Raw genomic sequence first — 15531 nt, 5'->3', positions numbered from 1 at the left:
TTGCGGCGGTTCTGGCCAGTGCCCGGGAGATCATTGCAGGAGTAGGGCTCAGCCGCTCCATCAAGCGCCCGCTGTAGCAAGCCGTTGCAGCCGATGATCGGGGGGCGGCGGCCAGCAGCCTGAACAGCCAGGCGGGCGAGTGGGTGACCGCGGTGGCGGTGGTCCGGCTGGCGCAGGATGGGGCAGGCGCCGACCACCGGGCCAGCGCGACCCCCATCGCCGCACCGGCGCCACGCCCGCCCGTGAAGGCGCCGGTGAGCAAGGCCCCGGCGATCAGCCGCCTGGCGGCGCCCAAGGCCGCAAGGGCGCCAGCCGGGCCGGCCGCGCCCGCCGCGCCGGCCAAGGCGGCTCCGTCACCCGCACCCAAGGCGGCTGGTGGGGGTGAGGATGAATGGGAGAGCTTCTGATAGGCATTCGCAAAGCGCTGGCGGGGTGCGTGAGCCCTCGCTGACAGCCGGGTGAATGTTGCATGTAACACCTGTTTATCGGGCGCATTTTTGCGGGCGGTTGGCCTGGAATTTGCGGTGTCTCGTTTACAGATCGTTACTCTCAGGAGACCCGCATGAACCGGTTCAAGATATCCACCCGCCTGGCCGGGTTGCTCATGGTGCTGTGCTGCCTGGTGGTTCTGGTGGGCGCTGCCGGCCTGCTGGGCATGGGGCAGTCCAACGCCGGGCTCAAATCGGTCTACGACGACCGGGTGGTACCGCTCAAGCAGATCAAGGTCGTGGCCGACATGTATGCGGTCAATGTGGTCGATGCCGCCCACAAGGTGCGCGATGGCGGCATGACGGCCGCCCAGGGCCTGCAGTCCGTGGCCGACGCGCGCAAGGCCATCGATTCCAACTGGAGCGCCTACCTTGCCACGAAGCTGGCCCCCCAGGAGAAGACCCTGGTGGACCGCTTCAAACCCTTGCAGGCCAAGGCCGATGCCGCGACCGAAACGCTGGTGGGCCTGTTCAAGGCGGGTGACGTACCGGCCATCACCGCCTTTGCCGCCAAGGAGCTGTACCCGGCCATGGATCCGCTGCAGGAGGTGCTGGGCCAGCTCATGCAGGTGCAGCTCGACGAGGCCAAGGCTGAATACGACCGTGCGGCCGAAAGCTACGGCACCATCCGGGCGCTGACGGTCGGCGCCGTTGTGCTGGGCGTGCTGCTGGCCGTGCTGGTGGGCGGCACCATGATCCGCCAGATCTCGCGCTCCCTGGGCAATGCGGTGGACATCACCGATGCCGTGGCGCGGGGCGACCTGACTGTGGCCATCCACACCAGCGGGCGCGACGAGATCGCGCACCTGCTCGGCGGGTTGATGGCCATGCGCGACAACCTGGCGCAGGTGGTCTCGGGCGTGCGTGGCAATGCCCAGGGCGTGGCCTCGGCCAGCGCCGAGATCGCCTCGGGCAACCACGACCTGTCCATCCGCACCGAAGAGCAGGCCAGCGCCCTGCAGCAGACCGCCGCCTCCATGGAGGAACTGAGTTCCACCGTGCGCCAGAACGCCGACAACGCGCGCCAGGCCAACCAGCTGGCGATGAGCGCCTCCACCGTGGCGGTGCAGGGCGGCGATGTGGTGTCCGAAGTGGTCGAGACCATGAAGGGCATCAACGACAGCAGCAAGAAGATCTCCGACATCATCGGCGTCATCGACGGCATTGCCTTCCAGACCAACATCCTGGCGCTCAATGCCGCCGTGGAAGCGGCGCGCGCTGGCGAACAGGGTCGGGGCTTTGCCGTGGTGGCCAGCGAGGTGCGCAGCCTGGCTGGGCGCAGCGCCGAGGCCGCCAAGGAGATCAAGAGCCTGATCCACGCCAGCGTGGAACGCGTGGAGCAGGGCAGCACCCTGGTCGACAAGGCCGGCGCCACCATGACCGAGGTGGTCAGCGCCATCCGCCGGGTGACCGACATCATGGGCGAGATCAGCGCGGCCAGCACCGAGCAGAGCCAGGGCGTCTCCCAGGTCGGCGATGCGGTCACGCAGATGGACCAGGTCACGCAGCAGAATGCCGCCCTGGTCGAAGAGATGGCCGCCGCTGCCGGCAGCCTGAGCCACCAGGCCCAGGCGCTGGTGGGCGCAGTGGAGGTGTTCAAGCTGTCAGCCGACGCGCCGACCGTCCAGGCCGCCGCCGCTCCTCGCCCGCGCCCTTCGACTCCGATGCCGCCGCCGCTTGCACGCAAGCCGGTCGCCAGTGCTGCCCCCAAGCTGGCGGCACCTGCCCCCGCGAAGACTGCCGTCAAACCGCCTGCTGCCGCAGCGCGGGCCGCCACCACAGCCGCTTCAGACGACGAGTGGGAGAGCTTTTGAGTCGGAGCGGTGGTTGCACCAAAATGGACCACCTTGCGAGCGGGCCGCCGCCGATGGCACCGTATTGGTGCATTTAATGCCGGATAGGATCTTTTTGGTGCATTGGAGCGTTTCGGCTTGGCACCATGGCGACCCTTCGCCGTTCAATGGGCAGTGGCTGCCGGCGTCCCGTGCAGGGTATCCAGCCGCTCCACGGCACTGGGAGGCAACTGCAGCTGTGCGGCCGCGAGGTTCTGCTGCAGGTGGGCCACCGACGAGGTGCCCGGAATCAGCAGGATATTGGGTGCGCGCTGCAGCAGCCAGGCCAGCGCCACCTGCATGGGCGTGGCACCCAGCTCGCTGGCCACCTCCGACAGCACGCCCGACTGCAGCGGCGTGAAGCCGCCCAGCGGAAAGAAGGGCACATAGGCCGTGCCTTCGCCGGCCAGTTGCGCAAGCAGGGCCTCGTCCTCGCGGTGCGCCAGGTTGTACATGTTCTGCACGCAGGCGATGGGGGTGATCTTGCGCCCGTCCTGCACCTGGCGCGCGGTCACATTGCTCAGGCCGATGTGGCGGACGAGGCCCTGGCGCTGCAGCTCGGCCAACGCCGTCAGCGGCTCCTCCAGCGAGCCTTCGGCGGCGCCGTGCACACTGAACATGGCGCGCAGGTTCACCACGTCCAGCACATCCAGGCCCAGGTGGCGCAGGTTGTCGTGCACTGCCTGCGTGAGTTCGGCCTTCGAGAACGCCGGCAGCCACGAGGCATCGCCGCCGCGCCGCGCGCCCACCTTGGTCACCAGGGTCAGGCCGTCGCGGTAGGGGTGCAGCGCTTCCTTGATGATCTGGTTGGTCACGTGCGGGCCGTAGAAATCGCTGGTGTCGATGTGGTCCACACCGCTTTCCACTGCGGCGCGCAGCACGGCCACGGCGGCAGCGCGGTCCTTGGGCGGGCCGAACACCCCCGGGCCGGCCAGTTGCATGGCGCCGTAGCCCAGGCGTTTCACGGCGTGGCTGCCGAGGACGTAGGTGCCGGCTTGGTCGATGGCTGTCATGGAAATCTCCTTGCAATGAATGGGTCGATGGGTCCACTGTAGGCACGCAGCGTGTGTACGATAAGCCGGTTGAATGTGCACGGGTTGTGCTGAATTTCGAACAATCGAGCGGAGGTGTTGTTCATGGCCGAGCAATTGGGCGATCTGGCCGCCTTTCTCGCCGTTGCGCGCAGCGGCGGCTTCCGCGAGGCGGCGCGCGGCAGCGGTGGCGTCAGCAGCGCATCGGGCCTGAGCGAGGCCGTGCGCCGGCTGGAAGCGCGCCTAGGCGTGCGCCTGCTCCACCGCACCACGCGCAGCGTGGCGCCCACCGAGGCGGGTGCCCGCCTGCTGGAGCGCCTGGGCCCGGCGCTGGGCGAGGTCGAGGCCGCGCTCGACGTGGTCAACGGCTTTCGCGACCGGCCAGCCGGCACCCTGCGCCTGAACGTGCCCGCCAGCGCCGCGCGCCTGGTGCTGCCGTCCATCGTGCCGCCCTTCCTCGCGGCCTACCCCGAAATCCGGCTCGACGTGGTGGTGGACGAAAGTTTTGTCGACATCCTGGCCGAGGGCTGCGATGCCGGCATCCGCTACGACGAGCGGCTGGAGCAGGACATGATCGCCATCCCCATCGGCCCGCGCTGGCAGCGCATGGCCACGGCCGCATCGCCGGCCTACCTGGCCGCGCGCGGCCGGCCCGAGCACCCGCGCGAGCTCATGCAGCACGCCTGCCTGCGCGGCCGCTTCGCCAGCGGCAGCATGGCCAGCTGGGAGTTCGAGAAGGACGGGGAGGTGGTGGTCGTGGACCCCAGCGGCCCCCTCATCGTGCGCATCGCCGCCGGGGTGGATCTGGCCGTGGAGGCGGCCTGCGCGGGCTGCGGCATCATCCACATGTTCGAAGGCTGGCTGCAGCCCCAGATCGACAGCGGTGCGCTGGTGCCCATGCTGGAGGACTGGGCGCGGCCCTTCACCGGGCCGTTTCTCTACTACCCCGGCCGGCGTTATCTGCCAGCGCCGCTGCGGGCGTTTGTGGATTTTGTGCGGGAGCAATCCGCAGCCGCACCCGCAGGGGCTGAGGGGCCGGGCGCTACCCCTGCCTGAACGGACTGCGCCCCTGCAGTTCCTCCAGATAGCCCTCCACCCCCTGGCTTTCGCGTTCCAGAAAGCGATCCACCGCCTCAGCAAATGCCGGGTGCGCGATCCAGTGGGCGCTGGTGGCCTGCACGGGCAGCAGGGCGCGGGCCATCTTGTGCTCACCCTGGGCGCCGCCTTCGAAGCGCGCCGCGCCGTGGGCAATGCACCACTGCAGCGGCTGGTAGTAGCAGGCTTCGAAGTGCAGGCAGTCCACGCGCTCCAGCGCGCCCCAGTAGCGGCCATAGGCGACCAGGCCATCGGCACCGTAGTCGCCCAGTGCGATCAGGCTGCTGGCGATGGGGTGGCCATCTCTTTCGGCGATGAACAGCAGCCAGGCTTCGGGCAGGGTGGCGGCCATGCGCGTGAAGAAGTCGCGCGTGAGGTAGGGCGGGTTGCCGTGCTCGAGGTAGGTACGCTCGTAGCAGCGGTAGAAGAAATCCCAGTCGGCGGTGGTGATGTCCGCTCCGCGCGACCAGCGGAACGTGACACCTGCCTCGGCCACGCGGCGGCGCTCCTGGCGGATCTTCTTGCGCTTGTCCTGCGCCAGGCTGGCGAGGAAGTCGTCGAAACTGGTGTAACGGGCCGGAACGTCCTCGGCAGTCGAGCCGGCGCCGGGCCGCCCCAAGGCGGCGAGAGCCCCCTCGGGGGGCAGCGAGGACACGCCAGTGCCGAGCGTGGGGGCCACGTTCTTCCAGTGGAATTGAACCGTGTGGCGCAGCATCAGGCCTTCTTCGCTGCTCGTTTTCACATCGTCGCTGCTGGCAAACAGCACATGCACCGATGAGACACCCTGGCTCTCGCACCATTGGCAGACAGCTTGCACCAGCAGGGTGCGGCTCTCCTCGTCGCGTGCCATGAGCCGGGTGCCGGGGACGGGCGTGAAGGGCACGGCGATGGTGGCCTTGGGGTAGTAGGGCACGCCGTGCTGCTCGTAGGCGTTGGCCCAGGCCCAGTCGAAGACGTATTCGCCGTAGGAGTGGGCCTTGAGATACAGCGGGCAGGCGGCGATCAGCGCATCGCCCTCCCACAGCGTCATGAAGCGGGGTGTCCAGCCACGTTTCGGTACAGCGCTGCCGCTCTCGTGCAGGGCCGCAAGGTATTCGTGGCGTACAAAGGGCGTGGGGTGGCTCTGCAAAGCCAGCAAGCCGTTCCAGGCATTGGCGTCCACCTCCTGCGGGGAGGCCAGTACGCGGGCGATAATGTCCGATTCAGCCATGTATGCCCTGCGGGCCTGCATCGGCGGCTGTCTTCAACCTGGCCTTGGCGGCCTCTTCCAGTTCCATGACGCTCTCCATTTGCACAGCGCAGCTCAATTTCGTGGTGGGCGACATGCCCGGCAATGCGCAGAAGATCATTGCCGCGGCGCGTGAGGCCCATGCCCGGGGTGCGCAGTTGCTGCTCACGCCCGAGCTGGCGGTCTGCGGCTACGCGGCGGAGGACCTGTTCCTGCGCCCGGCCTTCATCGCCGCCTGCGATGATGCCGTGAAAACCGTGGCCCGTGAGACTGCGGGGTTGAAAGGCCTGGCCATCGTGATCGGGCATCCGCAGGCCGTGCGCGCCGGTGCACCGGCCTTCAGCGCCTGCTTCAATGCGGCGAGCGTGCTGCGCGACGGCGTGGTGGAGCAGACGTATGCCAAGCGCGAACTGCCCAACTACCAGGTGTTCGACGAGCGCCGCTACTTCGTGGCCGGCGAGGCGCCCTGTGTGTTCGAGGTGGCCGGCGTGCGCGTGGGCGTGCTGGTCTGCGAGGACGCCTGGTTCGCCGGCCCCGCGCGCGATGCCGCCGCGGCCGGCGCGCAACTGCTGGCGGTGATCAATGCCTCGCCCTTCCACCTGGGCAAGAGTGCCGAGCGCGAGGACACCATGCGCGCGCGGGTGCAGGAAACCGGCCTGCCCCTGGTCTATGCCCACCTGGTGGGCGGGCAGGACGAGGTGGTGTTCGAAGGCCGCTCCTTTGCCCTGGGCGCCGACGGCGCGGTGGCTGCGCGCGCCCCGGGCTTCGAGGAAGCGCTGTTCACCGTGCAGGTGGAGTCCGGCAACGGCACCGCCCCGCTGGTGCTCAAGGGCGACATCGCCCCGTTGCGCAGCGCCGAGGCCGACCTCTGGGACACTCTGGTGCTGGGGGTGCGCGACTATGTGGGCAAGAACCGCTTTCCTGGCGTGCTGCTGGGCCTGTCGGGCGGCATCGACTCGGCCCTGGTGCTGGCAATTGCCGTCGATGCGCTGGGCGCCGACAAGGTGCGCGCGGTGATGATGCCCTCGCCCTACACGGCCGACATCAGCTGGATCGACGCGCGCGACATGGCGGCCCGCCTGGGCGTGCGCTACGACGAGATTTCCATCCAACCCCAGTTCGAAGCCTTCAAGGCCGCGCTGGCCAGCGATTTCGCCGGCCTGGCGGAAGACACGACCGAGGAGAACCTGCAGGCGCGCATCCGCGGCACGCTGCTCATGGCCCTGTCCAACAAGTTCGGCTCCATCGTGCTGACCACCGGCAACAAGAGCGAAATGTCCACCGGCTACTGCACGCTCTACGGCGACATGGCCGGCGGCTTTGCCGTCATCAAGGACGTGGCCAAGACCACCGTGTTCGCGCTGTGCCGCTGGCGCAATGCGCACGACCCGTACGGCACAGGTACCAGCCCGATCCCCGAGCGCATCATCACCCGCCCGCCGAGTGCCGAGCTGCGCCCCGACCAGAAGGACCAGGACAGCCTGCCGCCCTACGATGTGCTGGACGCCATCGTCGCGCGCTACATGGAGAACGACGAGCCCATCGAATCCATCATCGCGGCCGGCTTTGCGCGCGCCGACGTGGAACGCGTGACCCGGCTCATCCAAATCAACGAGTACAAGCGCCAGCAGGCGCCCGTGGGGATTCGCGTCACCCGCCGCAGCTTCGGCAAGGATTGGCGTTACCCTATCACCAATAGCTTTCGCGCTTGATGCAGTTCTGACGGCCTGAGCCCAGGCCACGAGCAGCCGTTCCCTTTTTTTCATCTCCAGGAGACCCGCCATGAAAATGATCACCGCCGTCATCAAGCCCTTCAAGCTCGAAGAAGTCCGCGAAGCCCTGGCCGAATGCGGCGTGACCGGCCTGACCGTGACCGAGGTCAAGGGCTTTGGCCGCCAGAAGGGCCACACCGAGTTGTACCGCGGCGCGGAGTACGTGGTGGACTTCCTGCCCAAGGTGAAGGTCGAGGTCGTCGTCAAGTCCGAGGATGTGGACCGCTGCGTGGATGCCATCGTCAACGTGGCGCGCACCGGCAAGATCGGTGACGGCAAGATCTTCGTGACCGCCGTGGAGCGCGTGGTGCGCATTCGCACGGGCGATCTGGACGACGCTGCTGTATAAGGTACATCCCCCTAAGTCGCTTCGCGCCTTCCCCCTTCTCTCGAATTGCGTTGCAATTCGGGAAGGGGGACACCGCCAGCGCGGCGGGGCGGCCCTTGCGCGGCGGTCCTGGCCTTGGGCGCGCCAGTTTTGTAGAGCGTGGGCTCAGATCACCGAGCGCAGCGGGATCTGGCTTGCGTTGTTGCTGGCCTGTTCCACCAGGGTTTGCAACAGCGCGGGTGCGTCGACATGGGCGTGCAGCAGCCCCATCTGCCATTCGCCCATGAAGCCGCTGGCCACGCTGTGGTTCAAAAAGGCCAGCAGGCCGTCGTAGTAGCCGGCCACGTTGAGCAGGCCCAGGGGCTTGTCGTGGTAGCCGAGCTGGCGCCAGGTCCAGACCTCGAACAGTTCCTCGAAAGTGCCGATACCGCCGGGCAGGGCGATGAAGGCATCGCTGCGCTCGGCCATCATGGCCTTGCGTTCGTGCATGGTCTGCACGATGTGCAGCTCGTCGCAGGCCCGGTTGGCCAGCTCCTTGTCCACCAGGGCCTGGGGGATGATGCCGACCACACGGCCGCCCGCCCGGCGCGTGGCCTCGGCCACCGTGCCCATGAGGCCGCTGCGCCCACCGCCATACACCAGTTGTCCGCCGTGTGCGCCGATCCACTCACCCACGGCCGTGGCTGCCTGGGCATAGGCCTCGTTCTCGCCGGGGCGCGAGCCGCAATAGACGCAGATGGAAAAAGCCGGTTCAGCCATGGGTGATCCTCTGGAAGATGGCCCCTGCCCAGATGCCCACGCACAGCAGCAGGGCCAGCAGCACGGCGGCGCTGCCCATGTCCTTGGCGCGCTTGGACAGGTCGTGCCATTCGGGGCCGATGCGGTCGATGGCGGTCTCTATGCCGGTGTTGAGCAGCTCGACGATCATCACGATCAGTACCGAGCCGGCCAGCAGCGCCACCTCCACCCAGCTCTTGCCCAGCCACAGCGAGGTGGGCAGCAGCACGATGGCGGCAATGGCTTCCTGCCGGAAAGCCTTCTCGTCCCAGCCGGCACGCAGGCCTTCCAGCGAATAGCCGGCCGCATGCCAGATGCGGTTGAGCCCGGTGCGGGCTTTCTGGGGATTGGCGGGGGCGGTGGGCTGGGGTGTGGACATAGGGAGCGAAAAACCGCGATTCTCGCGCACTGTTGTGACGGCGGGCTTAACGTCGGAAAACGGCCGCCCGGGGCTCATTTCTTGCGGTGCTCGAAATGCACCAGCCGCGTGCCGGCCAGCGCATCGTGCCAGAACTGCCGCTGTGGGTGGAAGCGCGCCAGAATGGCCCACACGGCCACCCAGCCGATGACCAGAACCAGCGTTTCCCCGCCCGAGAGTGCAAAAGGCGACACGGCCGCCAGCGGCGGCAGGAACCACAGCCAGCTGAGCAGATAGCGCAGCAGGGCGCGCGGCTGGCTGATGGGGCGGCCGGCGCGGTCCACCACGCGGATGTTCCAGGTCTTCATGGCCAGTGTCTGGCCCTTGGCCCAGAACCAGGTGAAATAGATGCCGAACACCACGAACAGGAAGGCCTGCAGAGCGTGGCGGTGGTCCAGCGCATGGCGCTGCTGGCTCAGCGCGCGGAACAGGTAGCCGGCAATGAACTCCACGCCGAACAGCGGCATGCCCGCGGAGAGCCAGCAGGCCATGCGGCGCATGAGGCTGGGGGTGGCGGCCGGTGCCGCGGCCGGGAGCGCCGCGTCCGCCTGCGGCGTGCTGGTGGTGGGAGTGGCGGGCATTTCCGGCGGTGGCATCGGTCGGCGCGGCGGGCGCCGTCAGTTGTTGGGGTACAGGCCTGAATTGTCGGCGCTGGGCGGTGCTGCGGGGGCTGCCGGGTCGGCGCCTTCCGCAGCCAGCGGAGGCAGGGCCGAGGGAACGGCGCTGGGCACGTTCACGGGCGCCGTTTCGACCACCACCGGGCCCGCAGGGCCGGGTGCCGGGGCGGTGGAGGCGGGTGCCGCAGGGACGGGAACCGGCATCGCCAGGCGCGGGCCGTGGTCGGTCACCGGGGGGATCTTGGGCGCGTTGGGGCGCAGCGGGTTGGCCTGCGTGGCCGCGGGCACCTGCACCAGCTTGCGCGGCGACACCGGGCGCAGCGCGGTGGCCGCGCCCTGGGGTTTGGGCGGGGCGGTGGCGGCCAGCAGGTCGCGCTCCTCGGCCGTCAGGGCCTGGTAGGCCTCCCACTGCGCGAGCTTGTTGTCGCCGGCCAGGCGGTTGGTGCTGGCGTAGTTCAGGCGCGCCTGGCTGCGCTGCTGGGCGCTCAGGCTGGCCCACTCGGTCATGCGGCTGTGCAGCTTGGCCTGCTCTTCCTCGGGCAGCTCGGGAAAGTTCACGGCCAGCGCCAGCCAACGGCGCTTTTGCACCTCGCTGATCTGCGCCCAGCGCTCGGCCAGGGGGTAGAGCGCGAGCTTTTGCCGGGTGTTCAATGTCTCCCAGCCCGGGCCGGCGGCCACTTCGGCCAGGCCTTCCGAGGGCAGGGCGGTGGCGCCACTGGAGGGGCGCAGGGCCGTGGTGGCTGCGGGCGTGGGGCGCGTGGCGGCAGACGGCAGCAGCGTGGCGGGCGCCATGCCCACCTGCCTGACGACCGTCACGGCCACGGCGCAGAGCGCGCCCAGAAGCGCCAAAGCCAGCACGATGGCTGGCAGTGGTGGGGGAGCGTCGTGAAATCCTTTATGCATGCATCGGGCAGTGGGCCAAATCAGTGATTCTGCGCTGCCGTCTTGAGGAACTGGACAAATCCCGGGTCTGAATAGGCTTCTGGCGGCAATTCGTCGGTCAGCAGGGCGGCATCGACCTCGGCGATCTCGTTGGCGCCGGACTCGTCCTGCACCGTGCTGATGAAGAACATGCCCACCACCAGGGCGATCAGCGGAATGGCCGACACCAGGGCATTCCACCAGCTGTTGCCTTCGCCGCCGCCAGCGCCCAGGCTGGCGGTGGATCCACCGGCCAGCACCACCGGCGCGCTGGCCCGGGCGGGCGCGCGCACGGGCGCCAGTACCTTGCGCTTGGCCAGGGCCTGCATGCGCGAGGCGCGCAGGCGTTCCGAAATGTCGTAGGGCAGGTCCTGCGAACCGTCCGTCAGCCGCGCCGATACGCGGCGGGCAAAACGTTCTGCTGCAGCTTCCTGGGAGAGGTTGGGGGTGGTGTTCACAGTTCTATTCCTTTGGCTTTCAGGGCTTTGCTCAGGGTTTGTATGGCACGAAAACAGTGCGTTTTCACACTGCCTTCCGAACAACCCATCGCGGCTGCCGTTTCTGATACATCCATTTCTTCCCAGTAACGCATGAGGAAGGCTTCCCGTTGACGTGCTGGCAATTCTTGTATTTCGGCCTCTATGCTGCGAAAGATCTGGGCCCGGCGGGTCAGGTCTTCGGCACTTTCGGCCTTGTCCCCGTCGTCCGGACCGGAATACGCCTCCAGCAGATCAAAATCCATGCCATCTTCGCCGGGCCCTTCGAAGTCGCTCATGCTCGAAAACAGTGCATTGCGCGTCTTCTGGCGCCGAAACCAGTCCAGAGTGCTGTTGGACAGGATGCGCTGGAACAGCATGGGCAGCTCGGCTGCCGGCTTGTCCCCATAGTGTTCGGCCAGCTTGAGCATGCTGTCCTGCACGATGTCCAGGGCCGCTTCCTCATTGCGCACATGGTAGAGCGAGCGCTTGTAGGCGCGCTTTTCTACACTTTTGAGGAAATCGGAGAGTTCTTGTTCGGTTGCCAAGACGGGTCAGCCCGGGACTGGGACGTTGTCGGTGGCGCCCCAATGCGGCGCCCCAACAACAGGTGCAGAACCCCTCCACAGGGGAGTCCAGCCGCCGATTATCGCATCCCCCGGTGTTTTTTTAGGCACGGTGCGCAATTGCGCGTGTTGCAGTGCGATAATCGCGGCTGCAATTCAAAAGGCAAACGGGTCACGGTCCGGCGCGGCAATCATCCACGCCCATGTCCTTGGCCTCAAGTTCCAAGCTGGCTTCACAAGAGTCCACGCAAGGAGCACCCAAGGTTTTTCGTCAGAGAAATTCACAAAGGTTGATCATCATGGAAATCTCCAAGGCCGAAATCACTTCGGCAGCCGCTGCTGCGCAGGGCAACCCCCATTCCTCCAACGCTGCGGGCTCCCAGGACCTGATGGGCGCCGAGATCCTGGTCAAGTCGCTCCAGGCCGAGAACGTCCAGTACATCTGGGGCTACCCTGGCGGCGCCGTTCTGTACATCTACGACGCCCTGTACAAGCAAGAGACCATCCAGCACGTGCTGGTGCGCCACGAGCAGGCGGCCGTGCATGCTGCCGACGGCTATGCCCGCGCCACCGGTGAAGTCGGCGTGGCCCTGGTCACCTCGGGCCCCGGCCTGACCAATGCGGTCACCGGCATCGCCACGGCGTACATGGATTCGATCCCCATGGTGATCATCTCCGGCCAGGTGCCCACGCCCGCCATCGGGCTCGACGCATTCCAGGAGTGCGACACCGTCGGCATCACGCGCCCCATCGTCAAGCACAACTTCCTGGTCAAGGACCCGCGCGACCTGGCGGCCACGCTCAAGAAGGCCTTCCACATCGCCCGCACCGGCCGCCCCGGCCCCGTGGTGGTCGACATCCCGAAGGACGTGTCCTTCAAGAAGGCCGCCTACACCGGCTATCCGCAGAGCGTGGAAATGCGCTCGTACAACCCCGTGCGCAAGGGCCACAGCGGCCAGATCCGCAAGGCCCTGCAGCTGCTGCTGGCCGCCAAGCGCCCTTACATCTACACCGGCGGCGGCGTGCTGCTGGGCAATGCCACCAACGAACTTCGCACCCTGGTGGACATGCTGGGCTACCCGGTCACCAACACACTGATGGGCCTCGGGGCCTATCCCGCGTCGGACCGCAAGTTCCTGGGCATGCTGGGCATGCACGGCACCATCGAAGCCAACAACGCCATGCAGAACTGCGACGTGCTGCTGGCCGTGGGCGCGCGCTTCGACGACCGCGTGATCGGCAACCCCAAGCACTTCGCGCAGAACGACCGCAAGATCATCCATGTGGACATCGATCCGTCGAGCATCTCCAAGCGCGTGAAGGTCGACATCCCGATCGTCGGCGACGTGAAGGACGTGCTCACCGAGCTGATCTCCATGATCCGCGAGAGCAGCACCCGCCCCGACGCCGGCGCGCTGGCGGCCTGGTGGGACACCATCGAAGGCTGGCGCAAGCGCGACTGCCTGAAGTACAGCATGGGCAGCCCCGACGTCATCAAGCCCCAGTACGTGGTGGAGACGCTGTGGAACATGACCAAGGACGTGGACACCTACATCACGTCCGACGTGGGCCAGCACCAGATGTGGGCCGCGCAGTACTACCGTTTCGATGAGCCGCGCCGCTGGATCAACTCCGGCGGCCTGGGCACCATGGGCGTGGGCATCCCCTACGCCATGGGCATCAAGCTGGCCAAGCCGCAGGCCGAGGTGTTCTGCATCACCGGCGAAGGCTCGGTGCAGATGAACATCCAGGAACTGTCAACCTGCCTGCAGTACAACACGCCGATCAAGATCTGCTCGCTGAACAACCGCTACCTGGGCATGGTGCGCCAGTGGCAGGAGATCGAGTACTCCGGCCGCTACAGCCACAGCTACATGGATGCGCTGCCCAACTTCGTGAAGCTGGCCGAGGCCTATGGCCACGTGGGCATGCTGATCGAGCACCCCAAGGACGTCGAGCCCGCGCTGCGCGAAGCACGCAAGCTCAAGGACCGCACGGTGTTCATGGACTTCCGTACCGACCCCACCGAGAACGTGTTCCCGATGGTGCAGGCCGGCAAGGGCATTACCGAAATGCTGCTGGGCTCCGAGGACCTGTAAACACAGGCCCCCGGCTCCCGCTGCGGCCTGCAGCCAGACACCGCGTGCCGGTGGCTGGCTGCAGGCCAACCCACCGCTATCAGCCCGATAGCATCCCTTTGACGAATCTATTGCCTGCCGAGCCTGCGCATTACCGTGCGCAGGGGAGGGCAGCGAAAAGAGGAATGTCTTCACCATGAAACACATCATTGCCGTTTTGCTGGAGAACGAAGCCGGTGCGCTGTCGCGCGTCGTGGGCCTGTTCTCTGCCCGTGGCTACAACATCGAATCGCTCACCGTAGCGCCCACCGAGGATCCATCGCTCTCGCGCATGACCATCCAGACCACGGGCTCCGACGACGTGATCGAGCAGATCACCAAGCACCTGAACCGCCTCATCGAGGTAGTCAAGGTGGTCGACCTCACCGAGGGCGCCTACACCGAGCGCGAGCTCATGATGGTAAAGGTGCGCGCCGTGGGCAAGGAGCGCGAGGAGATGAAGCGCATGGCCGACATCTTCCGTGGCCGCATCATCGACGTGACCGAGAAGAGCTACACCATCGAGCTCACCGGCGACCAGTCCAAGAACGACGCTTTCCTGCAGGCCATCGACCGCACGGCCATCCTGGAAACCGTGCGCACCGGTGCCAGCGGCATCGGCCGCGGAGAGCGCATTCTCCGGGTGTAAGACAATCCACCCCGTTTTTCCGTATTTCAACCCCCCAAACAACGCATTTCAACCGGAGCGACCCATGAAAGTTTTCTACGACAAAGACTGTGACCTGAGCCTGATCAAGGGCAAGACCGTTGCCATCATCGGCTATGGCTCGCAGGGCCACGCCCACGCACAGAACCTGAACGACAGCGGCGTGAAGGTCGTGGTCGGCCTGCGCAAGGGCGGCGCCTCGTGGGACAAGGTCGGCAAGGCCGGCCTGAACGTGATGGAAGTGAACGACGCAGTCAAGGCCGCCGACGTGGTCATGATCCTGCTGCCCGACGAGCAGATCGGCGAGGTCTACACCAACAACGTGGCCCCGAACATCAAGCAAGGCGCTTCGCTGGCCTTTGCCCACGGCTTCAACGTGCACTACAACCAGGTCGTGCCCCGTGCCGACCTCGATGTGTGGATGGTCGCCCCCAAGGCCCCCGGCCACACCGTGCGCAACACCTACACCCAGGGCGGCGGCGTGCCCCACCTGGTGGCCGTGCACCAGGACAAGTCCGGCAAGGCCCGTGACCTGGCCCTGTCCTACGCCATGGCCAACGGTGGCGGCAAGGCCGGCATCATCGAGACCAACTTCAAGGAAGAGACCGAGACCGACCTGTTCGGCGAACAGGCCGTGCTGTGCGGCGGTGCCGTCGAGCTGATCAAGATGGGTTACGAAACCCTGGTCGAAGCCGGCTACGCCCCTGAAATGGCCTACTTCGAATGCCTGCACGAGCTCAAGCTCATCGTGGACCTGATCTACGAAGGCGGCATCGCCAACATGAACTACTCGATCTCGAACAACGCCGAGTACGGCGAGTACGTGACCGGCCCTGAAGTCATCAACGAGCAGTCGCGCGTGGCCATGCGCAATGCCTTGAAGCGCATCCAGAGCGGCGAGTACGCCAAGATGTTCATCCAGGAAGGCCGCCTGAACTACCCAAGCATGACGGCCCGCCGCCGCAACACCGCCGACCACAGCATCGAAGTGGTGGGTGGCAAGCTGCGCGCCATGATGCCCTGGATCGCCAAGAACAAGCTGGTCGACCAGACCCGCAACTGATCGGTTGCGCGGTTTTCCCGCGCACACCATCTGCCAAAGGCCACTTCGGTGGCCTTTTTTCATTTCTGCGCCGGGCGCGCCGGTGGCCCAGGGGGCGGGGAAGGGGCTGGTACCAGCTACACTGCGCCTTCGGTC

The 15531-nt window shown here is 66.8% G+C and carries 16 protein-coding genes; 8 read left to right on the top strand and 8 right to left on the bottom strand.

The genetic code is table 11. The annotated features are described in order from the left end of the window. Positions 1 to 143 precede the first annotated feature (143 nt). Both ACK59X_RS19315 and ACK59X_RS19310 read left to right on the top strand, forming a co-directional pair. Positions 144 to 407: a hypothetical protein gene (locus ACK59X_RS19315; RefSeq protein WP_409959838.1), complete on the top strand. Its 264-nt coding sequence runs from the start codon at positions 144 to 146 to the stop codon at positions 405 to 407. Positions 408 to 562: 155 nt separating this feature from the next. Beyond that, positions 563 to 2302 (top strand): methyl-accepting chemotaxis protein, encoded by a 1740-nt coding sequence (locus ACK59X_RS19310; protein WP_409959836.1) that lies wholly within the window; start codon positions 563 to 565, stop codon positions 2300 to 2302. A 143-nt stretch (positions 2303 to 2445) separates the two neighbouring features. Here the strand turns inward: ACK59X_RS19310 and ACK59X_RS19305 are convergent, their stop codons facing one another. Next, entirely contained in the window at positions 2446 to 3333 is an 888-nt protein-coding gene (locus ACK59X_RS19305; protein WP_409959834.1) for an aldo/keto reductase family oxidoreductase, read from the bottom strand. Positions 3334 to 3456: 123 nt separating this feature from the next. Between ACK59X_RS19305 and ACK59X_RS19300 the strand changes: the two genes are divergently transcribed. Continuing rightward, positions 3457 to 4407, top strand: a complete 951-nt coding sequence (locus ACK59X_RS19300) for a LysR family transcriptional regulator (RefSeq protein WP_409959833.1) — start codon at positions 3457 to 3459, stop codon at positions 4405 to 4407. On the opposite strand, the gene ACK59X_RS19295 is transcribed toward ACK59X_RS19300, so the two are convergent. Next, a complete protein-coding gene (locus ACK59X_RS19295) occupies positions 4394 to 5656 on the bottom strand; it encodes a GNAT family N-acetyltransferase (protein WP_409959831.1) in 1263 nt (420 codons plus the stop codon). The genes ACK59X_RS19300 and ACK59X_RS19295 overlap by 14 nt on opposite strands. A gap of 65 nt (positions 5657 to 5721) precedes the next feature. Between ACK59X_RS19295 and ACK59X_RS19290 the strand changes: the two genes are divergently transcribed. Both ACK59X_RS19290 and ACK59X_RS19285 read left to right on the top strand, forming a co-directional pair. Further along, positions 5722 to 7386, top strand: a complete 1665-nt coding sequence (locus ACK59X_RS19290) for an NAD+ synthase (RefSeq protein ID WP_409959829.1) — start codon at positions 5722 to 5724, stop codon at positions 7384 to 7386. Between the two features lie 70 nt (positions 7387 to 7456). Continuing rightward, positions 7457 to 7795: a P-II family nitrogen regulator gene (locus ACK59X_RS19285; RefSeq protein ID WP_124514797.1), complete on the top strand. Its 339-nt coding sequence runs from the start codon at positions 7457 to 7459 to the stop codon at positions 7793 to 7795. A 144-nt stretch (positions 7796 to 7939) separates the two neighbouring features. Here ACK59X_RS19285 and ACK59X_RS19280 read toward each other — a convergent pair whose 3' ends face one another. The 6 genes from ACK59X_RS19280 to ACK59X_RS19255 form a co-directional block, all read right to left on the bottom strand. After that, on the bottom strand, positions 7940 to 8533 hold the full coding sequence (locus ACK59X_RS19280) for a TIGR00730 family Rossman fold protein (RefSeq protein ID WP_409959827.1): 594 nt from the start codon (positions 8531 to 8533) through the stop codon (positions 7940 to 7942). After that, complete coding sequence (locus ACK59X_RS19275) at positions 8526 to 8930, bottom strand: diacylglycerol kinase (protein ID WP_409959825.1); 405 nt, start codon at positions 8928 to 8930, stop codon at positions 8526 to 8528. The genes ACK59X_RS19280 and ACK59X_RS19275 overlap by 8 nt, the downstream gene beginning before the upstream one ends. Before the next feature lie 74 nt (positions 8931 to 9004). Further along, on the bottom strand, positions 9005 to 9550 hold the full coding sequence (locus ACK59X_RS19270; protein WP_409959824.1) for an RDD family protein: 546 nt from the start codon (positions 9548 to 9550) through the stop codon (positions 9005 to 9007). Between the two features lie 36 nt (positions 9551 to 9586). Then, entirely contained in the window at positions 9587 to 10489 is a 903-nt protein-coding gene (locus ACK59X_RS19265; protein ID WP_409959822.1) for a DUF3106 domain-containing protein, read from the bottom strand. Positions 10490 to 10509: 20 nt separating this feature from the next. Next, positions 10510 to 10965: a DUF3619 family protein gene (locus ACK59X_RS19260; protein ID WP_409959820.1), complete on the bottom strand. Its 456-nt coding sequence runs from the start codon at positions 10963 to 10965 to the stop codon at positions 10510 to 10512. Next, positions 10962 to 11531, bottom strand: a complete 570-nt coding sequence (locus tag ACK59X_RS19255) for an RNA polymerase sigma factor (protein WP_409959818.1) — start codon at positions 11529 to 11531, stop codon at positions 10962 to 10964. Before ACK59X_RS19255 ends, ACK59X_RS19260 begins: the two co-directional genes overlap by 4 nt. 317 nt (positions 11532 to 11848) lie before the next feature. Here ACK59X_RS19255 and ACK59X_RS19250 point away from each other — a divergent pair, with 317 nt between their 5' ends. From ACK59X_RS19250 to ilvC, 3 genes are all read left to right on the top strand, one after another. Beyond that, entirely contained in the window at positions 11849 to 13648 is a 1800-nt protein-coding gene (locus ACK59X_RS19250) for an acetolactate synthase 3 catalytic subunit (protein ID WP_409959816.1), read from the top strand. Positions 13649 to 13823: 175 nt separating this feature from the next. Beyond that, a complete protein-coding gene (ilvN, locus tag ACK59X_RS19245; protein ID WP_184862540.1) occupies positions 13824 to 14315 on the top strand; it encodes an acetolactate synthase small subunit in 492 nt (163 codons plus the stop codon). A 64-nt stretch (positions 14316 to 14379) separates the two neighbouring features. Next, entirely contained in the window at positions 14380 to 15396 is a 1017-nt protein-coding gene (gene ilvC, locus ACK59X_RS19240) for a ketol-acid reductoisomerase (protein ID WP_007857869.1), read from the top strand. The last annotated feature ends 135 nt before the right edge of the window (positions 15397 to 15531 follow it).

Origin of the sequence: Acidovorax sp. (assembly GCF_046339755.1) — a bacterium.
In the GTDB taxonomy this organism is placed as follows: domain Bacteria; phylum Pseudomonadota; class Gammaproteobacteria; order Burkholderiales; family Burkholderiaceae_C; genus Acidovorax.
The sequence above is the reverse complement of the archived record's forward strand: the minus strand, read 5'-3'. Positions and strand labels throughout refer to the sequence as shown.

What these genes read in the sequence shown, in the direction of transcription:
- ACK59X_RS19285 (WP_124514797.1), top strand. Translation starts at nt 7,457, where the DNA reads ATGAAAATGATCACCGCCGTCATCAAGCCCTTCAAGCTCGAAGAAGTC.
- ACK59X_RS19310 (WP_409959836.1), top strand. Translation starts at nt 563, where the DNA reads ATGAACCGGTTCAAGATATCCACCCGCCTGGCCGGGTTGCTCATGGTG.
- ACK59X_RS19250 (WP_409959816.1), top strand. Translation starts at nt 11,849, where the DNA reads ATGGAAATCTCCAAGGCCGAAATCACTTCGGCAGCCGCTGCTGCGCAG.
- ACK59X_RS19275 (WP_409959825.1), bottom strand. Translation starts at nt 8,930, where the DNA reads ATGTCCACACCCCAGCCCACCGCCCCCGCCAATCCCCAGAAAGCCCGC.
- ACK59X_RS19280 (WP_409959827.1), bottom strand. Translation starts at nt 8,533, where the DNA reads ATGGCTGAACCGGCTTTTTCCATCTGCGTCTATTGCGGCTCGCGCCCC.
- ACK59X_RS19295 (WP_409959831.1), bottom strand. Translation starts at nt 5,656, where the DNA reads ATGGCTGAATCGGACATTATCGCCCGCGTACTGGCCTCCCCGCAGGAG.
- ACK59X_RS19305 (WP_409959834.1), bottom strand. Translation starts at nt 3,333, where the DNA reads ATGACAGCCATCGACCAAGCCGGCACCTACGTCCTCGGCAGCCACGCC.
- ACK59X_RS19270 (WP_409959824.1), bottom strand. Translation starts at nt 9,550, where the DNA reads ATGCCCGCCACTCCCACCACCAGCACGCCGCAGGCGGACGCGGCGCTC.
- ilvC (WP_007857869.1), top strand. Translation starts at nt 14,380, where the DNA reads ATGAAAGTTTTCTACGACAAAGACTGTGACCTGAGCCTGATCAAGGGC.
- ilvN (WP_184862540.1), top strand. Translation starts at nt 13,824, where the DNA reads ATGAAACACATCATTGCCGTTTTGCTGGAGAACGAAGCCGGTGCGCTG.
- ACK59X_RS19265 (WP_409959822.1), bottom strand. Translation starts at nt 10,489, where the DNA reads ATGCATAAAGGATTTCACGACGCTCCCCCACCACTGCCAGCCATCGTG.
- ACK59X_RS19300 (WP_409959833.1), top strand. Translation starts at nt 3,457, where the DNA reads ATGGCCGAGCAATTGGGCGATCTGGCCGCCTTTCTCGCCGTTGCGCGC.
- ACK59X_RS19290 (WP_409959829.1), top strand. Translation starts at nt 5,722, where the DNA reads ATGACGCTCTCCATTTGCACAGCGCAGCTCAATTTCGTGGTGGGCGAC.